The sequence below is a fragment of the Stutzerimonas stutzeri genome (assembly GCF_002909485.1).
GTDB lineage: Bacteria > Pseudomonadota > Gammaproteobacteria > Pseudomonadales > Pseudomonadaceae > Stutzerimonas > Stutzerimonas stutzeri_AH.
Genome location: NZ_PPXG01000002.1, coordinates 499747 through 525374, shown reverse-complemented (window position 1 = coordinate 525374; position 25628 = coordinate 499747). Strand labels below are relative to the sequence as shown.

32 protein-coding genes and 1 pseudogene are annotated in these 25628 nt (G+C 60.7%); 9 read left to right on the top strand and 24 right to left on the bottom strand.

Going from position 1 to position 25628, the window contains the following annotated elements; all coding sequences use genetic code 11:
* The first annotated feature begins 137 nt into the window (after positions 1–137).
* Positions 138–1355 (top strand): phospholipase D family protein, encoded by a 1218-nt coding sequence (locus CXK91_RS06165; RefSeq protein ID WP_064481751.1) that lies wholly within the window; start codon positions 138–140, stop codon positions 1353–1355.
* A 51-nt stretch (positions 1356–1406) separates the two neighbouring features.
* Here CXK91_RS06165 and CXK91_RS06160 read toward each other — a convergent pair.
* From CXK91_RS06160 to CXK91_RS06120, 8 genes and pseudogenes are all read right to left on the bottom strand, one after another.
* Positions 1407–2609: pseudogene (locus tag CXK91_RS06160) on the bottom strand (STY4528 family pathogenicity island replication protein).
* Between the two features lie 2 nt (positions 2610–2611).
* Positions 2612–3172 carry a DUF2857 domain-containing protein gene (locus CXK91_RS06155; RefSeq protein ID WP_043223311.1) on the bottom strand — a complete coding sequence of 187 codons (561 nt, stop codon included), beginning with the start codon at positions 3170–3172 and terminating at the stop codon, positions 2612–2614.
* A gap of 17 nt (positions 3173–3189) precedes the next feature.
* On the bottom strand, positions 3190–4860 hold the full coding sequence (locus tag CXK91_RS06150; protein ID WP_064481750.1) for a ParB family protein: 1671 nt from the start codon (positions 4858–4860) through the stop codon (positions 3190–3192).
* Positions 4853–5110, bottom strand: a complete 258-nt coding sequence (locus CXK91_RS06145; RefSeq protein WP_064481749.1) for a type II toxin-antitoxin system HicA family toxin — start codon at positions 5108–5110, stop codon at positions 4853–4855. Before CXK91_RS06145 ends, CXK91_RS06150 begins: the two co-directional genes overlap by 8 nt.
* Positions 5094–5960 carry a ParA family protein gene (locus tag CXK91_RS06140; protein ID WP_064481748.1) on the bottom strand — a complete coding sequence of 289 codons (867 nt, stop codon included), beginning with the start codon at positions 5958–5960 and terminating at the stop codon, positions 5094–5096. Before CXK91_RS06140 ends, CXK91_RS06145 begins: the two co-directional genes overlap by 17 nt.
* A gap of 40 nt (positions 5961–6000) precedes the next feature.
* Positions 6001–6222: an AlpA family transcriptional regulator gene (locus CXK91_RS06135; RefSeq protein WP_064481747.1), complete on the bottom strand. Its 222-nt coding sequence runs from the start codon at positions 6220–6222 to the stop codon at positions 6001–6003.
* 116 nt (positions 6223–6338) lie between these two features.
* Entirely contained in the window at positions 6339–7100 is a 762-nt protein-coding gene (locus CXK91_RS06130; RefSeq protein WP_009401138.1) for a hypothetical protein, read from the bottom strand.
* 513 nt (positions 7101–7613) lie between these two features.
* Positions 7614–8525 (bottom strand): LysR family transcriptional regulator, encoded by a 912-nt coding sequence (locus CXK91_RS06120; RefSeq protein WP_009401139.1) that lies wholly within the window; start codon positions 8523–8525, stop codon positions 7614–7616.
* 217 nt (positions 8526–8742) lie between these two features.
* On the opposite strand from CXK91_RS06120, the gene CXK91_RS06115 reads away from it, so the two are divergent.
* Together CXK91_RS06115 and CXK91_RS06110 are read left to right on the top strand one after the other, a co-directional pair.
* Entirely contained in the window at positions 8743–8964 is a 222-nt protein-coding gene (locus CXK91_RS06115) for an ExbD/TolR family protein (protein ID WP_009401140.1), read from the top strand.
* Positions 8965–9233: 269 nt separating this feature from the next.
* Positions 9234–10130, top strand: a complete 897-nt coding sequence (locus CXK91_RS06110) for a LysR family transcriptional regulator (protein WP_009401141.1) — start codon at positions 9234–9236, stop codon at positions 10128–10130.
* A gap of 362 nt (positions 10131–10492) precedes the next feature.
* On the opposite strand, the gene CXK91_RS06105 is transcribed toward CXK91_RS06110, so the two are convergent.
* The 15 genes from CXK91_RS06105 to CXK91_RS06030 all read right to left on the bottom strand — a co-directional run bounded on the left by CXK91_RS06105 (position 10493) and on the right by CXK91_RS06030 (position 19060).
* A complete protein-coding gene (locus CXK91_RS06105; RefSeq protein ID WP_003302338.1) occupies positions 10493–10783 on the bottom strand; it encodes a helix-turn-helix domain-containing protein in 291 nt (96 codons plus the stop codon).
* A gap of 5 nt (positions 10784–10788) precedes the next feature.
* Positions 10789–11103, bottom strand: a complete 315-nt coding sequence (locus CXK91_RS06100) for a type II toxin-antitoxin system RelE/ParE family toxin (protein WP_103455375.1) — start codon at positions 11101–11103, stop codon at positions 10789–10791.
* 44 nt (positions 11104–11147) lie between these two features.
* Positions 11148–12155, bottom strand: coding sequence for a phage integrase (locus CXK91_RS06095; protein WP_256055784.1), 1008 nt, complete (start codon positions 12153–12155; stop codon positions 11148–11150).
* On the bottom strand, positions 12155–13432 hold the full coding sequence (locus tag CXK91_RS06090; RefSeq protein ID WP_103455373.1) for a hypothetical protein: 1278 nt from the start codon (positions 13430–13432) through the stop codon (positions 12155–12157). The genes CXK91_RS06095 and CXK91_RS06090 overlap by 1 nt, the downstream gene beginning before the upstream one ends.
* Positions 13433–13579: 147 nt before the next feature.
* The gene (locus CXK91_RS06085; protein ID WP_103455372.1) at positions 13580–14758 is read right to left on the bottom strand and encodes a zonular occludens toxin domain-containing protein; all 1179 of its coding nucleotides are present in this window, start codon (positions 14756–14758) and stop codon (positions 13580–13582) included.
* Positions 14759–14770: 12 nt separating this feature from the next.
* Positions 14771–15097 carry a DUF2523 domain-containing protein gene (locus CXK91_RS06080; RefSeq protein WP_103455371.1) on the bottom strand — a complete coding sequence of 109 codons (327 nt, stop codon included), beginning with the start codon at positions 15095–15097 and terminating at the stop codon, positions 14771–14773.
* Complete coding sequence (locus CXK91_RS22880; protein ID WP_256055783.1) at positions 15097–16446, bottom strand: virulence factor TspB C-terminal domain-related protein; 1350 nt, start codon at positions 16444–16446, stop codon at positions 15097–15099. The genes CXK91_RS06080 and CXK91_RS22880 overlap by 1 nt, the downstream gene beginning before the upstream one ends.
* A gap of 151 nt (positions 16447–16597) precedes the next feature.
* Positions 16598–16807 carry a major capsid protein gene (locus CXK91_RS06065; RefSeq protein ID WP_044316574.1) on the bottom strand — a complete coding sequence of 70 codons (210 nt, stop codon included), beginning with the start codon at positions 16805–16807 and terminating at the stop codon, positions 16598–16600.
* 10 nt (positions 16808–16817) lie between these two features.
* Complete coding sequence (locus CXK91_RS06060) at positions 16818–17033, bottom strand: hypothetical protein (RefSeq protein WP_015277797.1); 216 nt, start codon at positions 17031–17033, stop codon at positions 16818–16820.
* Positions 17030–17209 carry a hypothetical protein gene (locus CXK91_RS06055; RefSeq protein WP_008567547.1) on the bottom strand — a complete coding sequence of 60 codons (180 nt, stop codon included), beginning with the start codon at positions 17207–17209 and terminating at the stop codon, positions 17030–17032. The genes CXK91_RS06060 and CXK91_RS06055 overlap by 4 nt, the downstream gene beginning before the upstream one ends.
* 15 nt (positions 17210–17224) lie before the next feature.
* The gene (locus CXK91_RS06050) at positions 17225–17584 is read right to left on the bottom strand and encodes a hypothetical protein (protein WP_181003917.1); all 360 of its coding nucleotides are present in this window, start codon (positions 17582–17584) and stop codon (positions 17225–17227) included.
* Between the two features lie 566 nt (positions 17585–18150).
* Positions 18151–18489, bottom strand: coding sequence for a DUF5447 family protein (locus CXK91_RS06040; RefSeq protein ID WP_103455370.1), 339 nt, complete (start codon positions 18487–18489; stop codon positions 18151–18153).
* Positions 18490–18528: 39 nt separating this feature from the next.
* Positions 18529–18702, bottom strand: coding sequence for an Arc family DNA-binding protein (locus CXK91_RS06035; RefSeq protein ID WP_103455369.1), 174 nt, complete (start codon positions 18700–18702; stop codon positions 18529–18531).
* Complete coding sequence (locus CXK91_RS22555) at positions 18699–18848, bottom strand: helix-turn-helix domain-containing protein (RefSeq protein ID WP_146048119.1); 150 nt, start codon at positions 18846–18848, stop codon at positions 18699–18701. Before CXK91_RS22555 ends, CXK91_RS06035 begins: the two co-directional genes overlap by 4 nt.
* Positions 18845–19060, bottom strand: coding sequence for a hypothetical protein (locus CXK91_RS06030; protein WP_014819553.1), 216 nt, complete (start codon positions 19058–19060; stop codon positions 18845–18847). The genes CXK91_RS22555 and CXK91_RS06030 overlap by 4 nt, the downstream gene beginning before the upstream one ends.
* Before the next feature lie 92 nt (positions 19061–19152).
* On the opposite strand from CXK91_RS06030, the gene CXK91_RS06025 reads away from it, so the two are divergent.
* From CXK91_RS06025 to CXK91_RS06000, 6 genes are all read left to right on the top strand, one after another.
* Positions 19153–19458, top strand: a complete 306-nt coding sequence (locus CXK91_RS06025) for a helix-turn-helix domain-containing protein (protein ID WP_256055782.1) — start codon at positions 19153–19155, stop codon at positions 19456–19458.
* 51 nt (positions 19459–19509) lie between these two features.
* Complete coding sequence (locus CXK91_RS06020; RefSeq protein WP_103455367.1) at positions 19510–20790, top strand: PIN-like domain-containing protein; 1281 nt, start codon at positions 19510–19512, stop codon at positions 20788–20790.
* A 43-nt stretch (positions 20791–20833) separates the two neighbouring features.
* A complete protein-coding gene (locus CXK91_RS22550) occupies positions 20834–21310 on the top strand; it encodes a hypothetical protein (RefSeq protein ID WP_146048118.1) in 477 nt (158 codons plus the stop codon).
* Positions 21311–21339: 29 nt separating this feature from the next.
* Positions 21340–22038 (top strand): hypothetical protein, encoded by a 699-nt coding sequence (locus CXK91_RS06015; RefSeq protein WP_103455366.1) that lies wholly within the window; start codon positions 21340–21342, stop codon positions 22036–22038.
* 1197 nt (positions 22039–23235) lie between these two features.
* A complete protein-coding gene (locus CXK91_RS06005) occupies positions 23236–23532 on the top strand; it encodes a type II toxin-antitoxin system MqsR family toxin (protein ID WP_045666967.1) in 297 nt (98 codons plus the stop codon).
* Positions 23533–23534: 2 nt separating this feature from the next.
* A complete protein-coding gene (locus CXK91_RS06000) occupies positions 23535–23936 on the top strand; it encodes a type II TA system antitoxin MqsA family protein (RefSeq protein ID WP_103455364.1) in 402 nt (133 codons plus the stop codon).
* A gap of 459 nt (positions 23937–24395) precedes the next feature.
* On the opposite strand, the gene pcaF is transcribed toward CXK91_RS06000, so the two are convergent.
* Positions 24396–25601 (bottom strand): 3-oxoadipyl-CoA thiolase, encoded by a 1206-nt coding sequence (gene pcaF, locus CXK91_RS05995; RefSeq protein WP_103455363.1) that lies wholly within the window; start codon positions 25599–25601, stop codon positions 24396–24398.
* Positions 25602–25628: the final 27 nt, after the last annotated feature.

The following is a 25628-nucleotide window of genomic DNA, read 5'->3' as shown; positions in this document are numbered from 1 at the left end:
ACGGAAGGCTGTGTGTGCCGGCTATCCCCTGGGGATAGGTCTTGAGCCGCCAATGCTTGATGTCGGGGCTTGAACCATGACAATGACTGGGGGCGCATCGCACCTGGGGTTGCTGCGCAGAAGAACGAGGGGAAAACATGCAGGATGGGAAAGCCGTTCAGTTGCTGTTGAACGAGGAAGAGCACGGGCACGGCCACGTGGTCGAGAAGCTGCTGAAGCGGGCGGAACGCCTGGAATGCCTGGTGGCCTTCGCGAAGACCTCGGCCCTCGGCGACTTGTTGAAGCCCTTGCGCAAGGCGCTGGAAAGCGGATTGAAGGCCAGGTTTGCGATAGGTCTGGACTTCTACCTGACCGAACCCGAAGCACTCCGACAGCTCTTTGCGCTCGCCGAGAAGCACGCGCTCGTCCTGTACCTCAGCAACGCCAGCGACACCTTCCACCCGAAGATCTACGCCTTCCAGAATGGCAAGCAATGCTCGGTGATCGTCGGCTCGGCCAACCTCACCCACGGAGGCTTCTACGGAAACTACGAGGCATCGGCCCTCATCGACGACGCGAGCGGCGCGCTGATGGCATCTGTCACGCGACACCTCGATGCGCTGGTCGCGGACAGGATTCTCGTGCCAGCGACCAAGCCCCGGATTGATGCCTACGAGCGGGAATACATCATCCACGACACTTGCCGGAAGGTGGCCAAGAAGCGCGCGCAGAAGGCGAGCCGAACCGAGGGGCCGGACTTCACGATCCTGGCCGACCTCCTGGAGCTGATGAAAAGCGACGATTCAGCGCATGGATTCACTGCGCAGAAGAACGGCCGCAAGGGAAACCTGCGCCAGGCAATGCGCAGGCTGGCAGAGCTGGCGGCCCTGAGCAGCAATGCCAGGCGGGACTTTCCGAGTAACTACGACGCGCTGATCGGCCTGTTCCATTCCGGCGGGCTGCACCGCAGCAAGAGCCGGATCGCCAACCACCCAGGGCAGTTCGTGGCCGCAGTGGCGGACATCCTTGACCGGCGCAACCTCTCGCCTGCCGAAGCGTTTACCGTTCTACATGGACATTTCGGCGCCATCACCGGAGCAGGCATCAACCTGCTGACTGAGATTCTGCACGCGCTGGACAACAAGCGGTTCGCCGTGATGAACCAGAACGCGGTGTCGGGACTGGCGCTCGCCGGCATCCGGGACTACCCACTGCATCCAACCAAGCAGAACGTCAGTGCGGAAAGCTACGCAAGGTACTGCGGGCATGCCGATACGGTCAGACGATCGTTGGGCCTGGACGACTTCACGGAGCTGGATGCACTGTTCAACTACGCCTATTGGCGGGAAACGGAAGAAGACGAAGCCGCGACCTGACCGGATCACCCCACGGAAGGCGACCTGTTCCGTCTATCCCCTGGGGATAGCTCAGGGATCGCGCAAGGCTGAACGCAGCCGTGCGAGGTAGGCGCGCGCCACCTCGGGGTCGGCTGGGCGGGAGGCCGAAGGCGACGACGATCACGCGGGCCCCGCAGCTCGCGGCGCGAGCGGCGCTGCTGCGTCGGTGCCCGCCCACGCCTTGAACTCTCCGCGGATCGCCTTCTGGATGATGCCGAACAGGTAGCCGGCCGGGTTGCGCACCGCGCTGTTGTGGCAGCGTGCCGCCCACTCGTCGAGAACGGCCTGCCGCTGCGCTTCGTCCACCTGCTGCAGGGCCACCAGCGCGCCGGCCTGCTGCTCATCCTTCAAGCGCAGGAAACGCTCGGGCAGTCGCAGGTTCTGCAAGGCCCTCGCGCGCGGTACTGTACGTACTTCATTTATACGATCATTACGTACTGTACGGTCCTCCTTCGGAATCCGAAGAGAGCTATCCGGCGCGGGTTTCGGCCCTGCTTCGGATTCCGAAGACGGGCGCGCAGCATTCCGAAGAAGGGCTTCCTGGCCTTCTTCGGATTCGTGGTCCGCACCCTCCTGTGGATAACCTGGCGTCGTCCAGCCATGCAGCGCCATGCGCTGCGCCAGCACCTGCAGGCGGGTCGGCAGCGTGCGGCCGCTGAGCAGCGGGTCTTCGGCAATCTCCTTGAGCGTGTTCATGCCCACGATCTGCACCGCCTTGGCGGCATGGGTCAGCGCCTGGCTGACCAGGCCGAGGTAGTCGGCATCGAGCTGCATCGCCTCGAAGGGCGACAGCGGTTCGTCGTGCAGCACGTAGAGGTTGCCTTGGATGCGGCCGGTCTTCGGGTCGCGCCGTCGTCGCACCAGGCTCAGCCAGCGCGTCAGCCGCAGCAGCGTCAGGGCGCGCGCCACGGTCTCGTGCGAGGCTTGTGCCGCGCAGGGCATCGAGGCCAGGTAGGGGCGCAATTGGTCGTAGGTGGGAAAGGCGGTCACGCCATCGTCGTTGAGCTGCAGGCGGAACACCTGCCAGGCGTTGCGCTCCAGCGGCGTCAGGCGTCGGTCGAGGAACAGCCTGCGCGGCACGCTCTCATGGCGGTTGCCGCTGTAGAGGAAACCGTCGGCGGCCGGCGCCGTGCCCTGCGCCGGTTCCTTCGGCTCAAGGTGCCGCAGCGCCTCGTCGAACAACGCCGACAGCGCAACCGGGCCATCGCGCCGTGATGCGCTGCCCGTGGTCATGGCTACACCAGCCCCTGGTCGATCCAGTTCCGTATCGCCGACCAGATCACCGACATGGGCAGAGTCATGGCCTCGGCCAGATCCATGGTCAGCGCCAGCATCGCCATGTCGTCGGTCAGGGCGATATGGCGCTCGGAGACGCCGGCCTTCCAGCGCTCCCACAAGGCCACGTCCTGCGCCTCGTCGAGCACCGGATGCCGGCCCTTGCGCTTGGGCAGCCCGAGGATGTCGCGGCGCAGCGCCACTTCCTGATGCGTGAGGCCGTAGAACTTGCTGACCATCTCCGTGCTCGCCCCCAGGCGCAGCATGCGGTCCACCGTAGCGATCTCCCGCTCCACGTCGTGCACCTGGCTAAGCAGCCGCTTCAACACTTCCCGGTTCACCGACACCGAACACCACGACACCGTGGCATTCACCAGCATGCTCACGAGTTCGGGGTGCTTCAGCGCATCCAGCTCCTCCTCGCCGAAGCCCATGGCCTTGCAGCGGCGCAACTGGCCGTTGCGCAGGTCATGCAGGGCCTGGGCGATCACGGCCTGGTTGAGTGGGTGCGGTGCCGACATGGATGCCTCCTGCGCGCTCAGGACTCGTGGTCCGAGTCGCCGGCTTCCAGGTCCAGCAGCCGACGCGCCAGGCGCAGCAGACGGAACAACTTCACCAGCGCAGCATCGCTCAGGCGTGTGGCCGAGCCGCCGTGGCCATGCAGCAGCGCCGCCAGCTCGTCGGCCAGCCGCGCGCGGTCCAATCCGTTCGCGGAGGGCGGAGCCGCACTCAGCGCATGCAGCAGGGTCAGCACCGCCCGCGCGAACGCCGGCAGCGCTTTCGCCTGGCCCACGGCCGGCGCCACGCAGACGAAGCCGATGCCGCCGTCGCTGGCCTCGATGTGGTCGGCTACCGCCGCTTCCCCGGCGATCTCGCGCGCGAACTGCGCGATGTGCACGCGCAGGCGATCCGGCACGTCCAGGCCTGGCTCGACGTACCAGACGTCCGAAATGGGATAGAGCCCGCCGACCTGCACGGGGATCGCACGTAGCGCATCGGTCTCGAAGTCGGGCAGCTTGTCGCCAAGCTGGTCCGCGACCATCCGCTGGATGGACTGCAGGCGCTCGGTGGTCGGTGCCGGCGTCACGATGTGCCCCTGCAGGCGCTCGTCGCGTTGCTCGTCCTGCTCGCTCGGCACGAGGGTAGTGTCTGCGTCCTCTCCGCTGCCCGAGTGGGGTGGTGCAATGGGCGGCGCGGGCGGGGTAGCGGCCGGGGGCGCAGTTGGCGCGACGTCCTGCGACGCGGGATCGGTGGGTAGCCGTCGAGTCGCGGGAACCGCCGCTGAAGTGGGCACTGGCGCCGCCGGTTCGCTGGTCAGCGCGCGCTGGCGGCTTTCGCTGTCGTTGATCTCCAGCGCCAGCGTGTCGTAGTCCACCCCCAGCAGTTCGGCCATCTGGCCCACCAGCTCGTCCTGCACCCGCTGCGGCGAGAAGTCGTCCGGCTGCGCGTCGAACTGCGTCAGCACGTCCTGAAACAAGGTCGCGAAGTCCACGGCCATGGCGCGGCCCAGCGCACGCCGCTCCCAGGTGCGCTCGCACGCCTTGCGCAGCACCGCGAGCCGGTCCACCTGATGCCGGCCCAATCCGCTGTACAACAACGTCGGGATAGCCGGCAGCAGATGGCGCACCGCATCGTTCATGCGGCTGATGTGTGACTGCGGCACCGGATAGCCGTCGGCCGTCAGACGCCGCGCTAGTTCGCTCTGCGTCAGCGGCTGGCCGCTTTCCTGCTCGTAGAATTCGCGGGCCTTCTCGATGCCCAGGGCCCGTTCGATGAAGGTCAGCCCGGCGCGCAGCTCGTTCTCGGCCAGATGCCCGGTCAGCGCCACGATTTCGCCGCGCGCCGGCCACGGCCGAAACAAGCACGGTACGCGATAGAAGCGTTCCTCCTTGGTCTCGCTCCACAACTCGCGCAGGATCGCCAGCCGCGTGTTGCCGCCGTTGCGAATGATGTAGTGCGCCTCGCCCGGCCTGCGCGTGATTGCGGGGGGCGCGTCCAGCCCGCGTTCGCGGATGGATGCCTTGATCTCCGCATAGGCCGGGTTGCGCGTCACGCGCGGGTCGTGGTCGTAGGGCCGCAACTGGTCCAGGGTCACCACCATCGGCGTGTCGGCGATGGGGTCGATCAAGGTCGCGGCCGCAGGGCCGCTGCGCTCGAAGCCGGTGGCCAGCAGCTTGACAGCCATGTCCTGCGGCGTCAGCTCAGCCACGGCCGTTCTCCTGCGCTTGCCGGTCGGCGCGGCGAAGTTGCGCGCGGGCATTGCGGTCGGCACGGTGGTCGCTCGCCGTCGAGCTGGTGTAGATCGACGGCGAGCCGGTGTAGATCGACGCGCAGCCTGGTTTCGTGAATTTCAGGTGCCCGCCGGACGTGCGCACCACGCGCCAGCCTTCGCCCAGCGCGAACTCGATCAACGCGCGCAGCCGTTCACGGCCGCGCGCCAGTTCATGCACGCTCGCCATGGCCAGCCCCTCCCGCATCGGCCCGGCCGGTGACCAGCGCGAAGTGCTCCCGCCACGCGGGGAACAGCTCGCCGCCCAGCGCGCGCATGGTGTCCAGCGCCGCGGGCGCCGTGCGCCCAGCCGGCTGCCGGTACTCCACCCGATGCACCGGCAATCCTCGTGTCGCAGCGCGCGGATAGGCTTCGATGGCTGGCACGTTGGTGTCCAGCACCTGCACGCCGGCCTGTTCCTGGAACACCTGTCGCAGCGCCTGCTGGACCAGCCGCGCGTTCGACGACACCGGATGCACGCGGTTGATGAGCAGGCGCAGCGGCGGTGGCTCGATGCCCAGGTGCCGATACGGCGCGATGTCCTCGATCAGTTGCAGCGTGCCGCGCCGCAGCTCGCGCGCCGCGAGGATCTCCGGCGTCACCGGCGACAGCGCCAGGTCGGACGCCAGCACCGCCATCTCCAGCAGCACGCTGCGCGCGCCCTGGGTGTCGATCAACAGCAAGTCATAGTGCGTGCGGAAAACGGGAAGCAAATGGCGCAGTCGCAGGCGCCCATCCGCTGCGTGCAGCAGCAGCGTGTTCAGTTCGCCGCGGTCGTCGTTGGAGAGCACCAGGTCCAGGCCCGCGATCGCGGTGCGCGACACCAGGTGCTCGATGCGCCGTTCGTTGCAGGTCAGCATCTCGTAGATGCCGCCAGGCGCGCGCACGTCCAGCGTGAAGTAGCTCGACAGCGTGGGCTGCACATCCAGGTCCAGCAGCAGCACGCGCAGCCCGGCATCGGCAATGAGGCCACCCAGATTGGCCGCCGTGGTGGTCTTGCCGACGCCGCCCTTGGTTGAAATGATGGACACCACCTGCATGAGCTTCTCCTGGTCTAATGGCATGAACCGAGAAGAAGCGTCAGGCGCGTTCCTTGAGGCGATCGACGATCCACTGTTCGATCTCCACCGAGTCCCAGCCCACCGCGCGCACGCCCAGACGCAGCGCCCTGGGGAACTTGCCTTCCTTCATCAGGCTGTAGATGTGCGCGCGCTTGAAGCCGGTCCTGGCCTCGACCTCGGCGCGGCGCAGGATGCGGTGTTCGGTCGGTGCCGCCGTGGCGGTGGTGGTCTGCGAAGACATGAGGGTCTCCTTAACGCTCAGTGGCGCTGATTGGCATGACTCGAATTAAGAACGCCGCGTTGAGGAAAGACACCGCAAATGCGGTTTCCACGACCGCAGATACGGTCTGGTGTCGCTCAGGAAGTTGTGCTCTGCAGATTGCGTCGAGCCAGTGCGAACTTGGCCTGCAGGGTGCGCTCGGTGATGCCCATCGCGTTGCCGTGGTGCGCCACCATCGCGCTGATGATGGCCTCCTGCGTCAGGAAGCTGGAATACGGCGTGCCGCTGGGCGACTTGCCCAGCAGCAGCGTCAGTAATCCGCCCACGATGTTCAGGTAGGTCGATTCGCTGCGCGGCCCCAGCGTTTTCGCACGCCCCGTGTCGGCCGCGCAGGCGGCGTGCGTTTTCAGCAGCGCCTCGTGCTCGGCGCGCAGCGTCTGGTGCATGCCCAGGTGTTCCACCAGCCGCGCCTTGATCGCTTCCCGCTCGGCCAGCAATGCGCCCACGGTGTCCAGGCTGATCGCCGGGTGAAGCGCTCGCTCGATCTCATCGAACAGAAACGCCGGTCTCTCGCCGGGGTAGTGGTGCGCCATCCAGGCTTTCAGATCGACGTGGCGCACCGTCAGCGACGGGTCGTCCATCGCGAAGCTTTGCGTCTCCCGCACCAAGCCCTCCTTGCCATACCGCATCTCGCCGTGGGCCAGCGCATCGAAGATTCTTTCGGTGTTCAATCGCAGCATCGGCCAGCGCGGAAACTCCGTTGCCTCCGGCAGAGGCCGCCCTCCCAAGGTCGCCAGGATGCGCAGCTCGAAGCGCAGCAATCCACTCCAGCGGATTGCCGCCTCGACCGGGCGGTAGTAGGTCTTGGCGCCATCGGCCAGGCTGCTCGACTTCGGCATATCGCGCGCCTCCTTTCGTCATCGAACCGAGTCCAGGCACGCGCACCCGCCGTACAGGCGGCGTGTGTGGCTGTGGACTCTCCGGGCGAAACGAGCAGATGGCGAAGCGGCGAAGACCGTGGCATCGTTGATGCTGCCGGTTTCGTTGCGAGATGCGCGCCTTGCTGCGCATGGCACCATCACTCACAATTCGCAAGCCGCGAACACGCTGTCACCAGCGTCATTCGCGGGCACCATGCCTGACCCGGATAACCAGGCCAAAGTCTTTGCAGGGAAAGAGGCCCAGTAAAGCGCGATCAGCTCAACACGCCAGAGCCGATGCGCATATGGCAAGCACTGTTGCGCCTCGCGTCTTCGCTGTGACGCGCCACGTTGGGCATGCGAAGTTGCTCGCAGAATGCCAACGACAAGCGCGAGCAAGGCCTGAGTGCACCGCGGCGATGGAATCCCGCTATGACAAAACAGGTCTGGCGTTTGACCAAAATGGAATCGGTCAACCCGCCTGAGGCAGCCTCATGCGAGCCGTTGCGTATCCAACGGCGTATGGCCGACACGCTGCGCACGGTCGATGAAGTGGCGCAGCGGCTCCGACATCGCGCCCTCGGGATGTAGCAGGTAGGTCGTCAGCGCTGCCGAGTCTTCATCCAACGGTCGGACGATCACGTCCGCCTGCCGGCGTGCCGCCACGTGCGCCGCGCTGGAAAATCCCACGCCATAGCCGGCCGCCACCAGGGCCAGCATCAGCGAGTGGGTCGTCACGTACTCGGCCACGACCGGCGGTGTCTCCACCCGGCGCAGCAGGCGCTCGCATTGCCGGCTGCACTCCTCACACACCTGCGGGTGGCACAGCACCAGCGGGTAGCTCATCACCTCGTCCAGCGGCACCCGCTTGTGCGCCAGCAAGGGGTGCCGCGCGGGTATGGCCACCACCAGCGGGTCTTGCCACACCGGCTTGGCGACCATCCCGGCCGCCATCTCGCCGGCCATCGCAAAGGCCGCGTCGTACAGGTCGTTGCCCAGCCCGCCCACCACCTGCGACAGCGGCGCCTCGAACAGCCGGATGCCCACTTCCGGCGCCTCCTCCCGGCACAGCGCGAGCAGCGCCGACAGCCGGGTCCGCCCGACGCCGCCGGCCAAGGCGATGCGCAGGGTGTCCCGGTGTCCCGCTGCCACCGCCCGCGCCTTGGTCTGGGCTTGCTCAAGGGTCAGCAGCACGCGCCGGGCTTCCTCCAGGAACACCTGGCCGGCCGGGGTCAGGCGCACGCCGCGCGGCGTGCGCTCTAACAGCATCACGCCCAGGCCTGCCTCCAGTTGGCGAATCGTGCGCGACAGGGGCGACTGCTCCACATGCAGCCGCCGCGCCGCCCGGCCGAAGTGCAACTCCTCGGCCACGGCGATGAAACAGCGAAGATGGCGTAAGTTCATGGACTTCTCCTCAGAAAGTGGAGTCCATTCCTCTGGCTTTAGGGAACTGCATGAGCGCTTCCCGGCGGCGATGCCGGTCACAGAGGCTTGCCAGTCGCCGCCGTCCGACCTTCTGTCGTGGCCACGGGGGGCGAGTGTCCAAGCAAGTCCGGTTATCCCGTCGGTGTTGCCTTATCGGAAAATTGCCAGATTGTCATTATTGTGTTGTCTGAGTGGAGTGAAGTCGATCAAGCCCGACTCGGCTACCCTGTCCATCACTGCCGACCGCAGCGTGTTCTGGAAAGACGAACGCATGAGCGACGAGCAGCTCGCGCAGTGGCTGCATGCTTCGGCGCAGCGTCATCCGCAGCCCAAGGACTTCATGCGCGGCGACCGCCAAGCGGGCCTACCGGCGCGTCGCCCAGGTGATGGCGGCTGCGCAGAAGTCCGGGCGTGTTAGAACCGGACTTCGTGACCGATCTGGGAGGCGATCGGGGTGACCCGAAAGACACCCAACTGCATCGGCATGCTCGCCCTGACGCCGGCGTGACGTCATCGGCTGCACCGATCGCGGACTCCAGCAAACGTGAGCGCCTGCGCGCCGTGCCCGGCGCACCGTGCGGGCATGAGGCTTTGACGCGATGCCACCGAAGGAGGTGCTGACGGGATGCGGAAGGAGATGCTGGCGTCCGATAGGCTGAACCAGAAGAAGACAGACAGGAGGCGGCCTTGGATTTCAGATTGCTGCGTTACTTCGTCGCAGTTGCGGAAGAACTGCATCTGGCCCGTGCAGCCGAGCGTCTGGGCATCGAGCAATCGCCTGTGTCGCGTGCGATGCGCGACCTGGAAAGCCAGCTCGGTGTACAGTTGTTCGACCGCAGCACACGCCTGACGCGGCTGACCTGGGCCGGCCAGGTGTTCCTCGGCGAATGCCGGCGCGTGCAGGCTACCGTGGAGCAGGCAGTCAAGAGCACCAAGGCCGCGGCGCAGGGCTACCAAGGCCATCTGCGCATCGCCATCTGCGACAGCCTGGCGCAGCCCCGCATCGCTACCTTGCTGGCGCGCAGCCGCGAGGATGAACCCGAGCTGGAGATTCGCGTCTTCGAGTTGCCGTTCGTGCAGCAGCTCAAGATGCTGCACAACGATCTGCTGGACATCGGCTTTGCGTTGTCGAACGCGGTGCATGATGGGCTCGTCGCCGAGCCGGTGTGGACCGATCCGCTGTCGGTGATCGTGCCCGCACGCCATCCCTTGCTGGCACACGTCCAGGTGCCGCTGGCCGAAGCCTTGAAGTTCCCGCTGGTTCTGTGCCATCCCGAATCGGGATCGGGCTGCCGCCATCAGATTCAAGCGATGCTGCAGGACGCAGGCACGCCGCTCAAGCTGGTCGATGAAGTGACCAGCCTGGGCGTGATGCTGACCCTGGTCGGCGCCGGCTACGGCATCGGCTTCGCCATCGCCTCGCAGGTGCAGACGCTACAGCGCCCGGACATCTCCATTCGTCCCCTGACCGGCACCCCACCGATGCTCTCTACCTACCTGCTGCGCCGCCGGGGCGAACCCTCGGAGCCCATGAAGCGGTTCCTCGCGCGAGTGAAAGACGAGGCCTCACCGGTCGATGACTAGCCGGTCCGTTGAGGCCGTAGCTCGCCTGTCCATTGCGGCCTGTGGCGTGATGTGCCAGTAGACGGATAGACTTCGGAATGAAATCCGTTGCTCTGGCTGTTGATGGATGTGCTTGGCTCGCTTTGGATCACCCTCAACGGCCTGCGTTGACCAGGCCGAAGACTTGAGTCCACAATCGAGTCCATTCCGTGACGTCTGGATCGGAAAAAATGTTCGTAATAAACGAGTTGGTGACCGGGTGCTGTTCCCTTCGCCCGCTCCAGACACCTAACGTTAAGGCCCTGTTTTTACAGGGTTTTTTCGTTTCTGGCTTTTGGTGGTGTCGAAGAAGTGTCGAAAAGGTCCAGCCGTACAGGCTGTGATCAGACGGAAGAAAGCGCCTGAATGACGTGCTTCGGATCGTTATGGATGGCACGCAGCAGGGCCTTTGCTGGTCCGGTCGGCTCGCGTCGACCTTGTTCCCAGTTCCGCAGCGTACCCAGTTGAACATCGATCATTGCTGCAAACTTGGCCTGGGTCAGACCGGTCGCTTTGCGGATCTCTTTCACCTGCAGCGAGTCGACGACGAATTCCCGCGAGGGTTGACGTTCGCCACGGTGAATCTCGTCCATCTGCTGGACGCTTTCTAGAAGGTCTTCGAAGAATTTGCTCATGGTGATTACCTCCACCGTTCGATGATTTGCTTGAGCACCTTGCGCTCGTCTGCCGTCAGGTCGTCCTTCTCGTTCTTCGGATAGATCAGCAGTAATGCGATCTGCGAAGCCGCCGTGAAGTGGTAGTAGATGACCCTGGACCCGCCTCGCTTGCCGTGACCGCTAGACGCAACGCGAACCTTGCGAATGCCGCCAGTACCTTCAATCACATCACCCATGTCGGACCGGTCGGCCAGTTGCCGCTGAAACTCTGCGTAGCTGTCATCGCTAAGCAGCTCCCGCAGGCGCTTGGTGAAGATCGGTGTCTCGATAAAGATCATAGCCGAATAGTACGCCAGTGGCGCACCTCCTTCAATTGATTCGATTACTGGCTGGCGAGCGGTAACGTGATGCCGGCCAACGGCCCCAACCTGATCGCATCATGCAAATGCTCAGGCGCGAGGTGGGCATACCTCATCGTCATGTTCAGCGAGGCATGACCCAGGATCTCTTTCAGCGTCACGATATGGCCACCGCCCATGATGAAGTGAGCTGCGAACGTGTGGCGAAGGATGTGGCTTGCCTGTCCGCGTGGTGGCTTGATCGAGGTCGAGAGCAGGACCAGCCGAAACACGCCAATGCAGTTGGTGAACGGCCCGTAGGTTTGCCAGTGCTTCTTGATCGCCGCCACCAGCTCGGGCGTTACCGGGACCATCCGCACCCGCTTCGACTTCGTATTGGCGAACACCAACGCATTGCCTCGAATCCGCTCCGGTCGAAGCGCTTGAGCCTCACCCCACCTCGCCCCGGTCGCCAGACAGATCCGCGCCACCATCGCCGGATGTGGAGACGTGGTCCGCGCCTGGAGTGCATCGAGCAGTTCGGATATCTGCGGCTTGGTCAGGTAGGCCAAGGGGCGCTCCTGCAACCGAACCGGACGAATACGGGTGAAAGGACAGGGATAGTCGATCACGTCGAGTTTATGCAGCTCGTTGTAAACGGCTTTCAGGTAGCCGAGGCGATTGTTCGCCGTCTTGCCGGTGACGCCAGCTGACATCCAACGCGCGCGTGTGGCGGCGACCTTCGCGCCATCGACCATACGAGCTATCGGGTCGCCCATCGCCTTGGCACACGCCCGCAGGATCGCCACACGCCGAACGCCATCGGAGAGCGAGACGCCGTGAAGATCGAACCATAGCTCGACCAGCTCTGACAGCTTGCGCTTGTCCTTTGGCCGCGGTGCCCAATCGTTGGAATCGCTGCACTTGGCTCGACAGGTAGCTTCGAAGCGCATTGCCTCGGCCTTGGTCTTCAGCGTCTTGCGAAACCGCTTGCCTTTGACCGGCTCAACGTCGACCCGCCAGCGACCGTCAGGGAGCTGCTGGATCGCCATCAGACCGCTCTGCCCCATCGAACGTGGCGTTCTTGAAGCAACGTCTTGATGTGCTTGTACAGATCACGCTCGCTCATGTCCTTGGCGGCGTAGTGGTCACGAATGACCGGCCAGCATTCCCATTCCTTCAGTCGATCAAATGCGGTTTTAGCGCCCACTCGCTCCCGTGCCAGCAGGCTTACGAAGTTTCCCAGGAACAGTTCCACGTTCTTGCCCGAGAAGCCCCGCGAGGTCTTGTAGTAGCGTTTGCATTCCGTTTCATCGACCAGAGAATCGACCGCCACATCGACCCGCACGTCATCACGCATGAGCGTCCAGATCGGTTCGTACTGCCCTGGGCGGTGCAGCAATTTGAACTGGCACAGCCCGTAGCGCCACAGGCCGTCCAAGTGCGCGGAAAACGCCGCAAACGAATCCGTTTCGATGGCCTCGCCGGTCTTGGCACTGATCGACCCGCTGGCGAACTGCTGGATGACCGAATGGTGGTAGCGCAGCTCGACCCGCCACACGTCCTGGGCTGGATCGTAGTTATCCGGGTCAGCCACATCGAACGAATCCCGGCGACGCCAGACGCTTTCCCAGAAGTCGAGCTTATCGGTCGCGCGGGCCTGTTCGGTTTTGTTGTAGATGCAGAGCTGGACGCCACCGGCTGAGCCGAACATGGACGTTTCGCCCCGACCGTAGACGCTGGACTTGGTCGCCCAGTTGATCTCGTTGATACCCGAGATATCCCGGTGCGTCCGCGCGCGACAGTGCAGGCGTGCCACCAGATCCACCGGAGGCTTCCAGCCCTGGAGATCCAACGCCAGATGGACAGCGCACTGGTTGCGTTCGCGGTGTGTCATCACGGCTGCGGCGTAGTAGTCCATGCGCTCTTGCAGACGCTCAGGCGACAGCGCGTCGATGGCGTGCGGTGATACTTCGATCTTCAGATGTGGGCCGATGTTCTCGAGCTTGGCGTTGAAGTTCTTGATGAGCAGGATGAACCCGAGGTCAGCATTCTGGAGCTTGTACTGGTAGCCCGAGTCCCGCCCTACCCGACCGGCATGCCAGAACTCCCCGGCGAACTCGACCATGACGCCCGGTTTCTCGAACAGCGCCATGATTTCAGGGCGGATCAGTCCGCGATACAGCTGGCGGACCGTATCGACGCCGCAACGAAGCAAGCGAACGCCCGACAGGTCGGTCAGCTTGGCCGAATGGCTATCGAAGAACAGTCGCCCGGTTGGGGTTTCCTGAAAGTTCTGATCAACACGAATTTGGTCTTTAACGCTCATTCTCTTGTGCTCCAAATTGCAACGAATTGACACTGTTCAGTTGGGTTTATCTGACGTGTTACAGGGACGTCAGCGCGCGCGTTTGCACGCCGGCTCGTGCCTCGCCGCGCGTGCAAAGAGCGCGGAGCGCACGCGCGCTGACGGTCATCACCACAGGAAACGCCCTTTCTCATAGGGCACCCGCGTGACGGTGGTTCCGGCTTGCTGCTGGCTTGGTTGATAGGTCGGCGAGGTGGTCGGTGGTGGCTGCTGGTTGCGCTGGTCCTGCGGCGAGCCACGGTCGGGCTTGGTGTCGTCGAAGTAGCCGTTCTGCACGACCGACATGCAGAAGCCGAACGACACTTCCAGGCGTGTGCCTTGCTGGGTGTTGCATCGACACCCCGTCAGCCCTTCATCGCTGTCACCGACCTGCATGCGCTTGTAATTGCGGGCGATCAGATCGCGGTCGGTGGTGGCGATGCACACGGGCTTGGGGAAGGTTTGCGGGCCGGTCAGGCCGTCATACACCGGCGCCGATGCTGGCAGGTCCTGCACCCTGGGCACTCGCCTGCCCAGGTACTGCTCGACGGTGATCGGCGCGGCCTGTTCGGCATCGGAGGCGCTTGGCCGGATGAACGCTCCGACCGTATCGCGCACCTGATCGACCATGCTCCCGGCCGGCGCGCTGCTGGTGGCTTCGAGCGCGACTTTCTCGGCGTTGTAGCGCTCATAGGCGCGATAGACGAGGATGCCCGCGCCAATCAGCACGCAGATGGCCAAGATGAACTTGGTCGGCACCTTGGCCTGGAAGTGGTGCTTGGCGTTGGTGCTGGTGTAGGCGCCGAAGTAGCGCTTATCCAGGCGCAGCGACTTCTTGTCCGCGTCCTTGAAGCTAGTCTTCAGCTCGACCTTTTCCACCACCACTTCCGACTCGAAGCGCAGCAGCTGGGCGGACTTGAACACCCGCCAGTAGTGAATGTGCGTGTTGCACAGCCGGCGCAGGTGCACATCGAGATAGCGCGGGTCCTGGGTGACGAGGTGCACTTCGTGGCCTTGGTGGCGCATGGTCTCGAAGCGGGTGATGTGCTCTGGTGGCCGCGCCCTGGGATCGCGTGAGCCGAACCAGCCCTGTGCTTCGTCGACGACGATGATCGAGTCGTTGGGCAGCTCGAACCACTTCTCGGGGTCTTCGAACTCGAACCACTGCGCTTGCAGCTGATCGGGCTTGAGGCCGTTGATGTTGTGGTAGTAGACCACCCGGCCTTCGGCGTGGGCTTTCTGGTCCACTTCGCGGATGGTGTTCAGGGTCTTGCCATGGCCGGGCTTGCCGGTACGGATAACGAGCATGACGGCGCCTCCTTATGCGTCGATAGAGGTGCCGCCCGGCTTGCGCCAGACCTGATTACGACGGCGGTCGGTTGCCTTGTCGATCCCGGCGAGCATGAAGCGCGTCGAGATAGCGGCGAAGTACAGGTTCACCACCACATCAAACTTGGCCAGCCCGAGAATCCCCTGGATAACCGGGCCGACATCACCCATCAGCCCGAACAGATAGTCCTGTGCCTGGCCGATGATCATGTTGAAGCCGATATAGGTAACGAAGCCGAAGCCGAGGATCTTCAGCACCATCTTCACCAGTGGGCCGAGGATGATGACGAGCATCTGCACGATGAAGAGAAACTGCATTACTGACCTCCTACGGAGCGGCCCACGTACAGGGCAGCCAGGACGGTAGCGACAGCGACGAACAGGCCGCTCAGGTCATTGGCGGCGCGGCATAGCGGCTCGTAGCTGATTTCGAAGGAACGCCCGCCACTAGTGCGCAGGCTGAAGGTTTCCGCAGCGGGACAGCTGGCCGGAAGGAAGCGGGTGCCCTGGTTTACGAAGGTCGGCAGCTCGATCTCGCTGCTGCCTTCGTCGAGCTTGAACTTGTCGCCCTGGACAGCGGCTTCGATGGCGGATTCGTGCTTCTCGAAGTCGGCCTGTTCTTCGGCGTGGCAGCGCAGTTCCTTTTGCTGACGGAGGATCGCGCACTGCACGGCATCGCCCGTGCACTTGATCTCGGCGTTACAGGCTTCACCCTCTACGCTGGGCTTACCGCACTTGTTTGGGTCCTTGGCCGGGTCGCACTCGGCTTCGCCCGATCCATTGCCGTCGCCGTCACCACTGCCATCGCCGTCACCCGATCCGTCTCCAGACCCATCACCGGAGCCATCGCCACTGCCGTCTCCGTCGCCATCTCCATCACCGTCGCCGTCGCCGTCGCCGTCATCACCATCGCCGGGATCATCAGGGTCGGGGTTCTCGCTGTCGTCGCAGCCACCGACCTCGACTTCGGGATCACATGGCGGGGGCGGTTCCTTGCTGCAGAAGGTGCCGTTCCAGGCGTAGCCGCCCGGGCATTGGTTGTCAGGATCGGGCGCTGGGGTTTCGTTGGGGTCGGTCTGCTGGCTCGGGTTGCCCGGTTGCTTGCGGGTGTCTTCGTTGCACTGGATGCCGTTGCCGGTATAGCTGTAAACGCCAAAGACCCCTGAAGGATCGCCGCTGCTGTAGACGTAGACGTTGCCGGCCGGCGTGAAGCCGAAGGCGTACTGGCAACTATTGGCGCAGACCGAGCCCGGTGGATCGATCACCGGCTGGCCAACGGCTTCTTTCATCTTGTGTTCGTGGGTGACGACCTGGCCGATGGTGGCTTCGCATTGGTTGGCTTCGGGGATCACACACGAGGTAACAGTGCCGAAACTTATCTCGGGATTGGAAAAGGCGTAATCAAGCGGCTTCTCTTTCCATTTGCAGAAGCCGGTATTGCCGCCGGACCAGTAGCTGTAAGTTTTTCCACCGGAAACCACGGGCGGGTTTGCATGGGCATTACAGGCCTGCTCCCGAGTGGCGTAGCAGGTCGAGCCTTCGGCGGCGTTTGTATGCCGAAAGCCGGTTGTTTGAGCGACCGACCGATCAGAGTAGAAGCCGGCCGAAACCACCAGCAGGAACAGCGCGAGAAGATGCCCATACCTGCGCCCTTGGATATCGTCCATCGTTACACCCGCCCAAAAAACACGAGATAAAACGCCAGGGTGGTGAGGATCAGGACGTACAGTTCGTAGCTCATTGGCGTTTCCCTGGAAGAGAAAACCCCGCCGGAGCGGGGTTTGTTTGCTTCGGCACATGCAGTGCGCAAAACCCCGGTTACAGGGCGCGGCGCATGTACTTGAACGCCATCGCGGCGATGATCACGGCGAAGACAGCCCAGCCGATGGTGCCAACGTCGGTGCCCGCGGTATCCAGCGCCGCGGTAGCTTCGGTCGGGACAGCCGCGTATACGGAGCCGGCCAGGGTGGAGAGCGCGGCAGCAGCGCCAACGCCGATTTTCTTGATGAAGTGCTTGTTCAGTTGCATGGGTGATACCTCACTGTTTCAGGGCTTTTTTCAGGACCAGGAAGCCGAACACGGTGGCGAACAGAACAATCGCTTCGCCTTGCAGCTCGGAGACTTGGTCCCAGGTCAGTGCAGAGCCGTAGAGGCTTTGCATCTCCTCGACCGTGAGAGCGACCAGCGAGCCGGAGCAGATGGGCGAACCATCGGCGCCTTGCAGCCAGTCACCGTCACAGGCGAGGAAATTCATTCGCCGGCCTGCTCGAGGTCGGCGGTTTGTTCGGAGGGTTCGCAGTCAGGGCAGACGGCGAAATGGGGCGGCAAGCTGAGATCCGGCAGCAGGTCGCTTTGCGGCGCGGGCAGCGCCATGAGCTTGCCCATGTCGTTTCCGCAGCAGTCGCAGTACACCCGGTCATCGATCAGCATGGCCGCCCCTCCCGGTTAGTTGGCCTTGGCCGGGTCGCCGGCTTTGGCCTGGGGTTGAGCTGGGGTGCGCGGAGTTTCGGCAGCGGCGCGGGTCTGGACGGCTTCGAGCTGGAGCGCCAGATTCTTGCCCTTGTTCTGGCCACCACGGGCAATCTCGAAGTGGATGCGCACCAGTTGCAGCGGCTCGAACTGCGCGCCGGCTGCGAAGATTTCGTCGGCTACTTCGTCCGCTGCTGCCATGCCGATAATCGACAGGCCGTGTTCGGTCTTGCCGTCCGGCTCATCGCCGTAGAAGACCTTGATGTACTTCTGGCCCGCTTCACCGTCGAAGCGTTGAGTGCCGAGAAATGCAACTTCCATAGTCGAACGTGCCATCTTGTGTTTCCTCTCTCTAGTTGCGCTTTATTGCGCTGCTTTGCTTTCTGCAGGCCGAGCGATCCCGAACCGGTGAACTTGCAAGTTCGCCGTAGCTGGTTTGTTACTTGGCCTACTGGTTAAAACTTTGCGTTATGCGTGTTCTCTAGTTGGTTAACACCAAGGGCTTCGCCCTTGTCATCCCACTCTCGCCGCCGAGGGCTCGGGAGCGCGGGAGGGAAAAGCGCTCCCGCACTCACGAGCGGAGGCTGTTTCGGTTCGTGCAGGGTCAAGGGTGCGCTCCGCCCGTGCTTCCGTTCGCCGGATCGGTGGAGCGTGATCCGACGAGCCGGGAGCGCGGCCCTGGACCTCTTCGGCCACGCGCTCAGCCTGATAGCGCTCAGCGATATAGCGACGCAGCTCGACGAGGGACCGGTGTTTCGTTGGCTCGCTACCATCCAACGGAATGAACAGAGGAACGTCGCGGCGATAGGTGACGTGCCCGTACAGCTCCCCGCCAACGGTCAGCTCCCGACCGACCTCATGCCAGTTGGGATCCGCGATGCGAACCTGCATCCGCTTGCGCCCTACCCCACCAGTTCGAACGGTTCGTGAATCGGGACGAAGGGCGTTGGCTTGCCCGAGTCGTAGATAACGCTCCACCACTTCGCGGGGCGGGCGGGTGGCGTGTGTTTCTCGCAGATAAAGGCCGGTTCCACTGTCCACTCCGAGAGCAGAGGCTTCCAGGTTCCACCGACGCACCCCATTTGCAGCGTGCGAATCGGCCGCGCATACGCGGGGCGGCATTGGGCGCAGGGTGTGGACCGGGAGAGATCGGGTTTCGCCATTTCGCGTCTGGACCAGCAGACAGAGCAGCCGCAGTCCTGGGCGTGCGGAAGGCGTTGATAGCTGGCAGGCTTCTGCATAGGTCATCCCCTCCCCTGGCTTTCCGTAGACGGCGCGGATCATGCGGAGCGCTCCTGTTCATTGGCGCTGGGCGCAACCTGGGCGAATGACGCTTCCAGGCGGAGGACGATTTCGGCGTTCAGGGAGCGGCGTGCAGCCCAAGCGGACCGCTCGACCTGGGCGCGGAGTGCAGCAGGCATGCGCAGCTTGAATTGCGGGTCAGTGCGGCTCATTGGTTCACCCCCGGAAAACGCACCAGACGGGTTTTGCCGAGCTTCACGCTCTCGACGGCGCCAGACCTGACCCAGCCAGCGACCATAGCCACGGACACACCGGCCAGAGCGGCGAATGCGGCTTGCGTATAGAAAGGAGGATTCATGCCGTCCACTCCTGTTCCAGCAGCCAGCTACGCAGCAGCGCACTGTTAATCATGCGGCGTTTGCCGAGCTTTACCGTGGGGAGTACGCCCCGGTAGACCCAGGCGCGGGCCATGGAGCATGTCAGGCCGTTACGTTCCGCCCAAGCTTCGACGGTTTCCACGTCCTGCTGTGGGGCGATCAGCTTTGAAGGTTCTAGCTCTTCCAGTTCCATGCTCGTTCCGTCACTATTCGTGGCATTGCATACGGATTGACCCTATCCGTTTTGACTAGAGTCGAAACGAATCATATTCAGATAGAGTCATATTGGATAGAGCTTATTTAGATCGATTCGTAATGATAAAAGAAAGAGTTATTACCGTTTTGAGGCATAGCGGGCTAAAGCTGCCGCAACTTGAGCAGCTGACAGGAATAAGCCGCTATACCTGGAGCAATTTGAAAAACCCTGCCAAAGCACGAGAGATCAAAGCTGACGAAATTGAGGCGGTGGTGAAGCTATATCCACAATTTGCGCTTTGGATAGTCAGCGGCAACGTCCAACCAGAATGTGGACAAACCAGCCCTGAATACGAAACGGCTCATTCAAACTTGCCCAATCAAAACGCGGGATAGCGATCACAAAGGAAGTGGCTAGGCGCTGGTACGCCAAATGATGGAGGCGAGATGAAAGAGTTATTCCCAGGTTATTTTTCTAAAAGTGATAAGTCTCACAAAGACCTGTGGGCCAAATGCATATTCGTATTCGACACCAACATACTACTCAATCTATACCGTTACTCCGACGAAACAACATCACAGTTCCTACAAATCCTCGAACTACTAAAAGATAGAAGCTGGATACCATACAGAGTTGCAAAAGAGTACCTTGATAATCGGCTTAAGATAATAGACGAGCAACAGGAAAAATATACAGTCACGCTAGCCGAAGTACAGGCTTTAAACGGAAAATTAGAGCACCCGCGACAACATCCATTTGTGTCAAACAGCACAATGGAAAAAGTTCAAAAAAGCTTACAGCGCCTAAAAGAAGAGCTTGAAATAAACAAAGAAGCGCACACAAAGCGAATCAACGACGATGACATTAAAGAAAAACTTTCAACGATATTTGAGAGCAGAGTCGGCAACGATATAAGCGACCACCACTTAGAGGAAATAATAAAAGAGGGAGAAAAACGATACGAAGAAAAAATCCCTCCTGGCTTTGCTGATGTAAAAAAATCTACGGGAGAGGCAAGCCTAGCAGCCAGATGCAAGCCGTATGGCGACCTGATTATTTGGAAGAGCATCATAGCGAAATGCCAAACCGAAAAATTACCAGTTATTTTTGTTACAGATGATGGGAAAGAAGATTGGTGGCTACGGTTCAAAGGGAGAACAATTGGCCCCAGACCGGAGTTAATTAAGGAGTTTAATGCAGAGACAGGCATGGACTTCCACATGTATCAACCTGAGCGTTTCCTGTTCTTAGCGGGTGAGTTCCTTAAGGAGAAAACATCCGAAGAAACACTCGAAGAAATCAGAGAACTCCGAGAGAAAAAATATTATTCCAGAACTCTATCAGAAAAAGTTTCAACAACAGAAAACAATACAACAGAAGCCATAGCTGCTGAGTTAGACAGAATCCTTACAAGAAAGGATATGGAGCGCGACTTTGCAATGCTTTCAGCTACGCAAAGGTTTTTGACGCTTAGACTTAGAGACTTACTAAACCTGCGCAAATCTGCAAGCGATAGTGCTCACAAGATCCGCGACATGTACGAAGGACACGATATTGAGGACGCCTTTGAATACCAGCAATTAAAATCGGAGTGCGTCGAACTAGACTCAAAAATATTTAACGCACAGACCGAGTTAAAAAAGACAGTTAAGCTAATCAGTGAGTTATCGGCAAGAATGGCCGCAGAAGAAGAACTATCTAGCATCACTAGCGGCACAAAATACTAGAAATCAATATAGAGGGAATTTAACGCTAGTAGAGGGGGTAAGTATGACTACGAAAATCACAGAAAACGCAGACAGGCACAGAGACCGAGCTCTCAGCATATTAAATAGCCCCGCAGAGGCAACCGCAACACTGCTGCGAGGCCATCTTCTCATCGAAGAACTCCTAGAGTCATTAATAAAGAAGAAATGCGCCTCACCTTCAGTGATTGATAACTCAACAATTTCTTTCTCCGTCAAGTGCAGCATCGCCAAGGCGCTATACGGATCGGATTTTTATGTATGGCCACTACTTGAACTACTAAATTCAGCACGCAATGAAATGGCTCACTCTATTGAAAGCCCGAAGTTCACAACAAAACTAGAAAAACTTACAAATACCGTTGGCGAATCTCTTGGACGCCCCTCTGACCTTATGGGAGCCATCGGTTACCTTCTTGGATCATTGATGTGCTTAGTAGAAATCACACCGCAAGTAAGTCCCGCGAAAAATTCTCTTAAGGGAAAGGGGCAAGCTAAATAACAACACCGATCACTGAGCAAGGAGGCGTGATGAGATCAGATTGGGATGATGCACCCGTTTACCTACGCAACAGAAAGAAGCCGAGCCCTTGGCGGTTTCTAGCGATCCTGGGTATCGGTTCCGCGGTGCTGACAGCGCTGGCATTTACATTCGGCAAGCCGGTCGTACTGGACGTAAACCAGATCAAGCAAGGCATTCATGTCGGAGGCAAGCCTTGGTTTAACCAAGAGCCTGAGCAGCCCATGCAGCCGGTTAGCCGGCCTTCGGTTGCAAGCTACGAAGCCCCAGCAGCAGCGCCCCAGCAGCGACCGCTGAGCCAGGAAGAACTCGACTGGTTCGAAGAAGGCACCGCGCGAGCGCTACAGCAGCGCCAAACATCGTTTAACGATAGCAACTACACGCCCCGCCCTGTCGCCAACACGATGCAGCCACCACCGGCCCGCTACTACGCAGCCAACTCCACCAGCAGCACGCAAAAGCGCTCCGTTTCCCGTCAGACTCACCTCAGCAACTGGAGCTGGGAGAACGGCCACAACAAGCAGCGCATCAGCGGCCAGTTTGAATGGACAGTGGTAAATGGCCAGATCGACTACAACAGCGTGTGCCAAAACTACAAACGCGGCTCGCTGGTCTACCGCGACTGCCGTAAGGGTGCAAAGGTTGCGTTTAAAAAGATGTGCAGCCGGTATAAACCAGCGTGTGCTGCCGAGAACAATTTCCTACCTTAGAAAGTAAATTAGGACAGTTTAGTGCCACCTTACAGAAGAGCCGCCATCTTAAGTCGACTAAGAAACGTCGCCAATAGCAAAAAAACCAACCCTATTGGTTTTAATTTTGCGAATCTATTTGTTCAACATAAAGAGTTGATCAAGACCATTGGACGACCTCTACTTGTCGCTTTCTCCCTCGCATCCGCTCATTACTTTGGCTTCATGTCGAGCGTTCCGTTTGAGATAGCGTCCGTAGTGACCATTGATTTTTTGCCGGCCTTTATCACCACATTCTCATTTTACTTCTTACTTTGTTACACCATATCAAGCGTCGTTGCATTTATTATATCCCAGGTATTTTTTTCAGCCGGACACACTTTAGCGGCCTTCTCACTGCAACCTAGGAAACGGTGGCCTACCCGCTTTGCTCAAACCTCTATAAAACTCTTCAAAGAGTCAATAAAATATGAAGCACCCGCATACTACTTAGTTCTAGCTATAACATTCTTACTTTTGTTCAATATATCGTACCTAGAACTCCTATATACAAGAGTCGGCATTACCACCTGGATATATTTACTTATTGCACTCATAGCAATGGCGCTAAAACTTGGGTTTCTTGCTCGACCACCTGCGGTTGTAATTAGCCGTCTGAGAGACAAGAAAAGAGTTGCATATAGGCGACAAGCAGCCAGATCAGCGATCTATTTTGCGACTGCTATCGCGCTAGCGTTCTCCTACTATGCTGGACTGCTTAGATTCGACAAGTTAAAGAATGAACAGCCTGTTTCCATCAAGAGCGAGCATTTTATAGGTGCCGCAAACATCCTGTTGAAATCCGGAAGCTCGCATCTAACTCTGCTTCGCGATGAAGAGAAAATCGAGTACATCTATTTCAACCAAAATTTATCCATACGGCACGTAATCAAGCGAAATATGAAAGTGGAAGGTCAGGCTGAGGACTAGCCGCATCTCGTGGCTAGACCCAGCCCTAGTCGTGACGTTCCTGAGTTTCGCTTTGCACCGCTCGGTCAGCTGCTCTGTTACTCGCGTCGACACAGCGAAGCCGGAGTGCAGCGAAATGCTTCTTACCGACAGGATTGGTCAGCGGCGCTGCTGCGCCAGCCAAGAGGCGGTCCCGTAGAGGCTGATTCTCCCGCTTGTCGTCCATCTGTTTACCCTTGAAAAATATACCTAATAGGTTATGTTTACCTCATGGAAAAGCGCAAACCCCATTTCAAGCTTGAGCTGGTGAAGCAGGCCTTAGACGAGCAGCGTTATCGCTTCACCCGTGTCGCCCTTGAAGGGGGAGCTGAGCTGGGTATGGAGCTGGCCGACATGCTAGCGGTCATCAGCAACCTAAACAGCCGCGACTTTTTCAAGAGCATGACAACCTATGCGGACCACACCACCTGGCAGGACGTTTACCTACCGGAAACCCCCTTTGGGCAGGTTTACCTGAAGTTCACGCTGGTGGCTGATCTGCTGATCGTTTCCTTCAAGGAGAAGTGACCATGAAATGTCCGGTTTGCGGCCAGGCTGAACTGGTCCATGACACCCGTAACCTGCCCTTCACCTATAAAGGGCAAACCACCGAGATTGCCAACGTAACGGCAGACTGGTGCGATGCCTGCGGCGAGTGCCTGACAGGCCCTGGTGAAAGCGACCGCGTAATGAAGGCAATGACCGAGTTCCGCCAGCAGGTGAATGCCCAGGGCGGTAGCCAGGAGCTGATTCGCACAGTTCGCAAGCAGTTGCATTTAAGCCAGCGCGAAGCGGCTGAGCTGTTCGGTGGCGGGCCTAATGCCTTTTCCCGTTACGAACGCGGTAGTACCGAAGCCCCTCAACCTTTGGTGCAGCTGTTCAAACTACTCGGCCGCCACCCAGAACTGTTAAAGGAATTGCGAGCCGGCTAGTGTCGAAAAGGTGTCGAAAACACTGTGCCGAATAGCGACGAATCGAGCAGACGGATCAGCCCAGAAACCGCATAACGACACGCTTTGCGACGGAACGACACACCAAGCAAAAGGGTTCGATTCCCTTCGCCCGCTCCAGACACCTAACGTTAAGGCCCTGTTTTACGGGGCTTTTTCGTTTCTGGCTTTTGGTGGTGTCGAAGAAGTGTCGGAAACACCTTCCGGAATACCGGCATGCCTTGAGTCGGCAGCCACGTTATCCACTACAAATCGACGGGACGATTCACGCTCGCCACGGAGATCTCGTCTATCTGCTGGGCATTTTCCAGCAGGTCATCGAATAGCTTCTTCATAGACCGTCAGAATCAGTTGTGACAGGCCGCCTCGAAGCGCATTGCCTCTGCCTTGGTGCTACGCGGCCGGTGGTGGGCTGAAGTGAAGCGGAAGCTGGGAACCGAGTCAGAGTCTCTCCACCACTATTGCCAGCCCCTGCCCCACACCGACGCACATGGTCGCGAGACCAAGCTTGCCGCCCGACTTCTCAAGTTGGTGGACGGTGGTCATCACCAGCCGGGCGCCGCTCATGCCCAGCGGATGGCCTAACGCGATGGCGCCACCATTGGGGTTCACCTTCGGGCTGTCGTCCGGCAGACCAAGGTCGCGGGTGACCGCCAGCCCTTGCGCGGCAAAGGCCTCGTTCAGTTCGATCACGTCGAAATCGCTTAGCGCAATCTTCAGCCGCTCACACAGCTTGCGCACCGCCGGCACCGGGCCGTAACCCATGATGCGTGGTGCGACGCCGGCGCTGGCCATACCGAGCACCTTGGCGCGCGGCTTGAGCCCGTGCTTCTGCACTGCCTCGGCGCTGGCAAGGATCATTGCCGCAGCGCCATCGTTGACACCCGACGCGTTGCCGGCAGTGACTGTCTTGTCCGGGCCGTTAACCGGCTTCAGCTTGGCCAGTGCCTCGGCGGTGGTGTCGGCACGCGGATGCTCGTCGGTGTCGACGACCGTTTCGCCCTTCTTGCCCTTGATCACCACCGGGACGATCTCCTCGGCAAAGAAACCGGCTTGCTGCGCGGCCGCTGCTCGCTGTTGGCTGCGCAGGGCGAAGGCGTCCTGATCGGCGCGGTTGACTCGCCACTCATCGGCGACGTTGTCGGCGGTCTGCGGCATGGCGTCGACGCCGTACAGCTCTTTCATCTTCGGATTGATGAAGCGCCAGCCGATGGTGGTGTCCTCGATCTTCTGCGTGCGGCCAAACGCTGTGTCGGCCTTGCCCATCACATAGGGCGCACGGGACATGGACTCGACGCCGCCGGCAATCGCCAGCTCCATTTCACCGCAAGCTATGGCACGAAACGCGGTACCCACGGCATCCATGCCCGAAGCGCACAGACGGTTGAGGGTCACGCCCGGCACCGTGTCTGGCAGGCCGGCGAGCAGCGCGGCCATGCGCGCCACGTTCCGGTTGTCCTCCCCAGCCTGGTTGGCGCTGCCCATGAACACTTCATCAATAGCCGAAGGGTCGAGCTGCGGATTACGTTCCAGCAGCGCCCGTAACGGGATCGCAGCCAGGTCGTCAGCGCGTACGGCTGCCAGCGCACCGCCGAAGCGGCCGATCGGCGTGCGTATGGCGTCGCAGATGTATACGTCGCGAGTCATTCCTCTCCCCCTTGCTGGCCATAAGCG

Coding starts and splice junctions, on each gene's coding strand:
- CXK91_RS06165 (WP_064481751.1), top strand. CDS start 138: ATGCAGGATGGGAAAGCCGTTCAGTTGCTGTTGAACGAGGAAGAGCAC.
- CXK91_RS06155 (WP_043223311.1), bottom strand. CDS start 3,172: ATGTCGGCACCGCACCCACTCAACCAGGCCGTGATCGCCCAGGCCCTG.
- CXK91_RS06145 (WP_064481749.1), bottom strand. CDS start 5,110: ATGGCGAGCGTGCATGAACTGGCGCGCGGCCGTGAACGGCTGCGCGCG.
- CXK91_RS06140 (WP_064481748.1), bottom strand. CDS start 5,960: ATGCAGGTGGTGTCCATCATTTCAACCAAGGGCGGCGTCGGCAAGACC.
- CXK91_RS06135 (WP_064481747.1), bottom strand. CDS start 6,222: ATGTCTTCGCAGACCACCACCGCCACGGCGGCACCGACCGAACACCGC.
- CXK91_RS06130 (WP_009401138.1), bottom strand. CDS start 7,100: ATGCCGAAGTCGAGCAGCCTGGCCGATGGCGCCAAGACCTACTACCGC.
- CXK91_RS06120 (WP_009401139.1), bottom strand. CDS start 8,525: ATGAACTTACGCCATCTTCGCTGTTTCATCGCCGTGGCCGAGGAGTTG.
- CXK91_RS06105 (WP_003302338.1), bottom strand. CDS start 10,783: ATGAGCAAATTCTTCGAAGACCTTCTAGAAAGCGTCCAGCAGATGGAC.
- CXK91_RS06100 (WP_103455375.1), bottom strand. CDS start 11,103: ATGATCTTTATCGAGACACCGATCTTCACCAAGCGCCTGCGGGAGCTG.
- CXK91_RS06095 (WP_256055784.1), bottom strand. CDS start 12,155: ATGGCGATCCAGCAGCTCCCTGACGGTCGCTGGCGGGTCGACGTTGAG.
- CXK91_RS06090 (WP_103455373.1), bottom strand. CDS start 13,432: ATGAGCGTTAAAGACCAAATTCGTGTTGATCAGAACTTTCAGGAAACC.
- CXK91_RS06085 (WP_103455372.1), bottom strand. CDS start 14,758: ATGCTCGTTATCCGTACCGGCAAGCCCGGCCATGGCAAGACCCTGAAC.
- CXK91_RS06080 (WP_103455371.1), bottom strand. CDS start 15,097: ATGCAGTTTCTCTTCATCGTGCAGATGCTCGTCATCATCCTCGGCCCA.
- CXK91_RS22880 (WP_256055783.1), bottom strand. CDS start 16,446: ATGGACGATATCCAAGGGCGCAGGTATGGGCATCTTCTCGCGCTGTTC.
- CXK91_RS06065 (WP_044316574.1), bottom strand. CDS start 16,807: ATGCAACTGAACAAGCACTTCATCAAGAAAATCGGCGTTGGCGCTGCT.
- CXK91_RS06060 (WP_015277797.1), bottom strand. CDS start 17,033: ATGAATTTCCTCGCCTGTGACGGTGACTGGCTGCAAGGCGCCGATGGT.
- CXK91_RS06055 (WP_008567547.1), bottom strand. CDS start 17,209: ATGCTGATCGATGACCGGGTGTACTGCGACTGCTGCGGAAACGACATG.
- CXK91_RS06050 (WP_181003917.1), bottom strand. CDS start 17,584: ATGGCACGTTCGACTATGGAAGTTGCATTTCTCGGCACTCAACGCTTC.
- CXK91_RS06040 (WP_103455370.1), bottom strand. CDS start 18,489: ATGCAGAAGCCTGCCAGCTATCAACGCCTTCCGCACGCCCAGGACTGC.
- CXK91_RS06035 (WP_103455369.1), bottom strand. CDS start 18,702: ATGAGCCGCACTGACCCGCAATTCAAGCTGCGCATGCCTGCTGCACTC.
- CXK91_RS22555 (WP_146048119.1), bottom strand. CDS start 18,848: ATGAATCCTCCTTTCTATACGCAAGCCGCATTCGCCGCTCTGGCCGGT.
- CXK91_RS06030 (WP_014819553.1), bottom strand. CDS start 19,060: ATGGAACTGGAAGAGCTAGAACCTTCAAAGCTGATCGCCCCACAGCAG.
- CXK91_RS06020 (WP_103455367.1), top strand. CDS start 19,510: ATGAAAGAGTTATTCCCAGGTTATTTTTCTAAAAGTGATAAGTCTCAC.
- CXK91_RS22550 (WP_146048118.1), top strand. CDS start 20,834: ATGACTACGAAAATCACAGAAAACGCAGACAGGCACAGAGACCGAGCT.
- CXK91_RS06015 (WP_103455366.1), top strand. CDS start 21,340: ATGAGATCAGATTGGGATGATGCACCCGTTTACCTACGCAACAGAAAG.
- CXK91_RS06005 (WP_045666967.1), top strand. CDS start 23,236: ATGGAAAAGCGCAAACCCCATTTCAAGCTTGAGCTGGTGAAGCAGGCC.
- CXK91_RS06000 (WP_103455364.1), top strand. CDS start 23,535: ATGAAATGTCCGGTTTGCGGCCAGGCTGAACTGGTCCATGACACCCGT.
- pcaF (WP_103455363.1), bottom strand. CDS start 25,601: ATGACTCGCGACGTATACATCTGCGACGCCATACGCACGCCGATCGGC.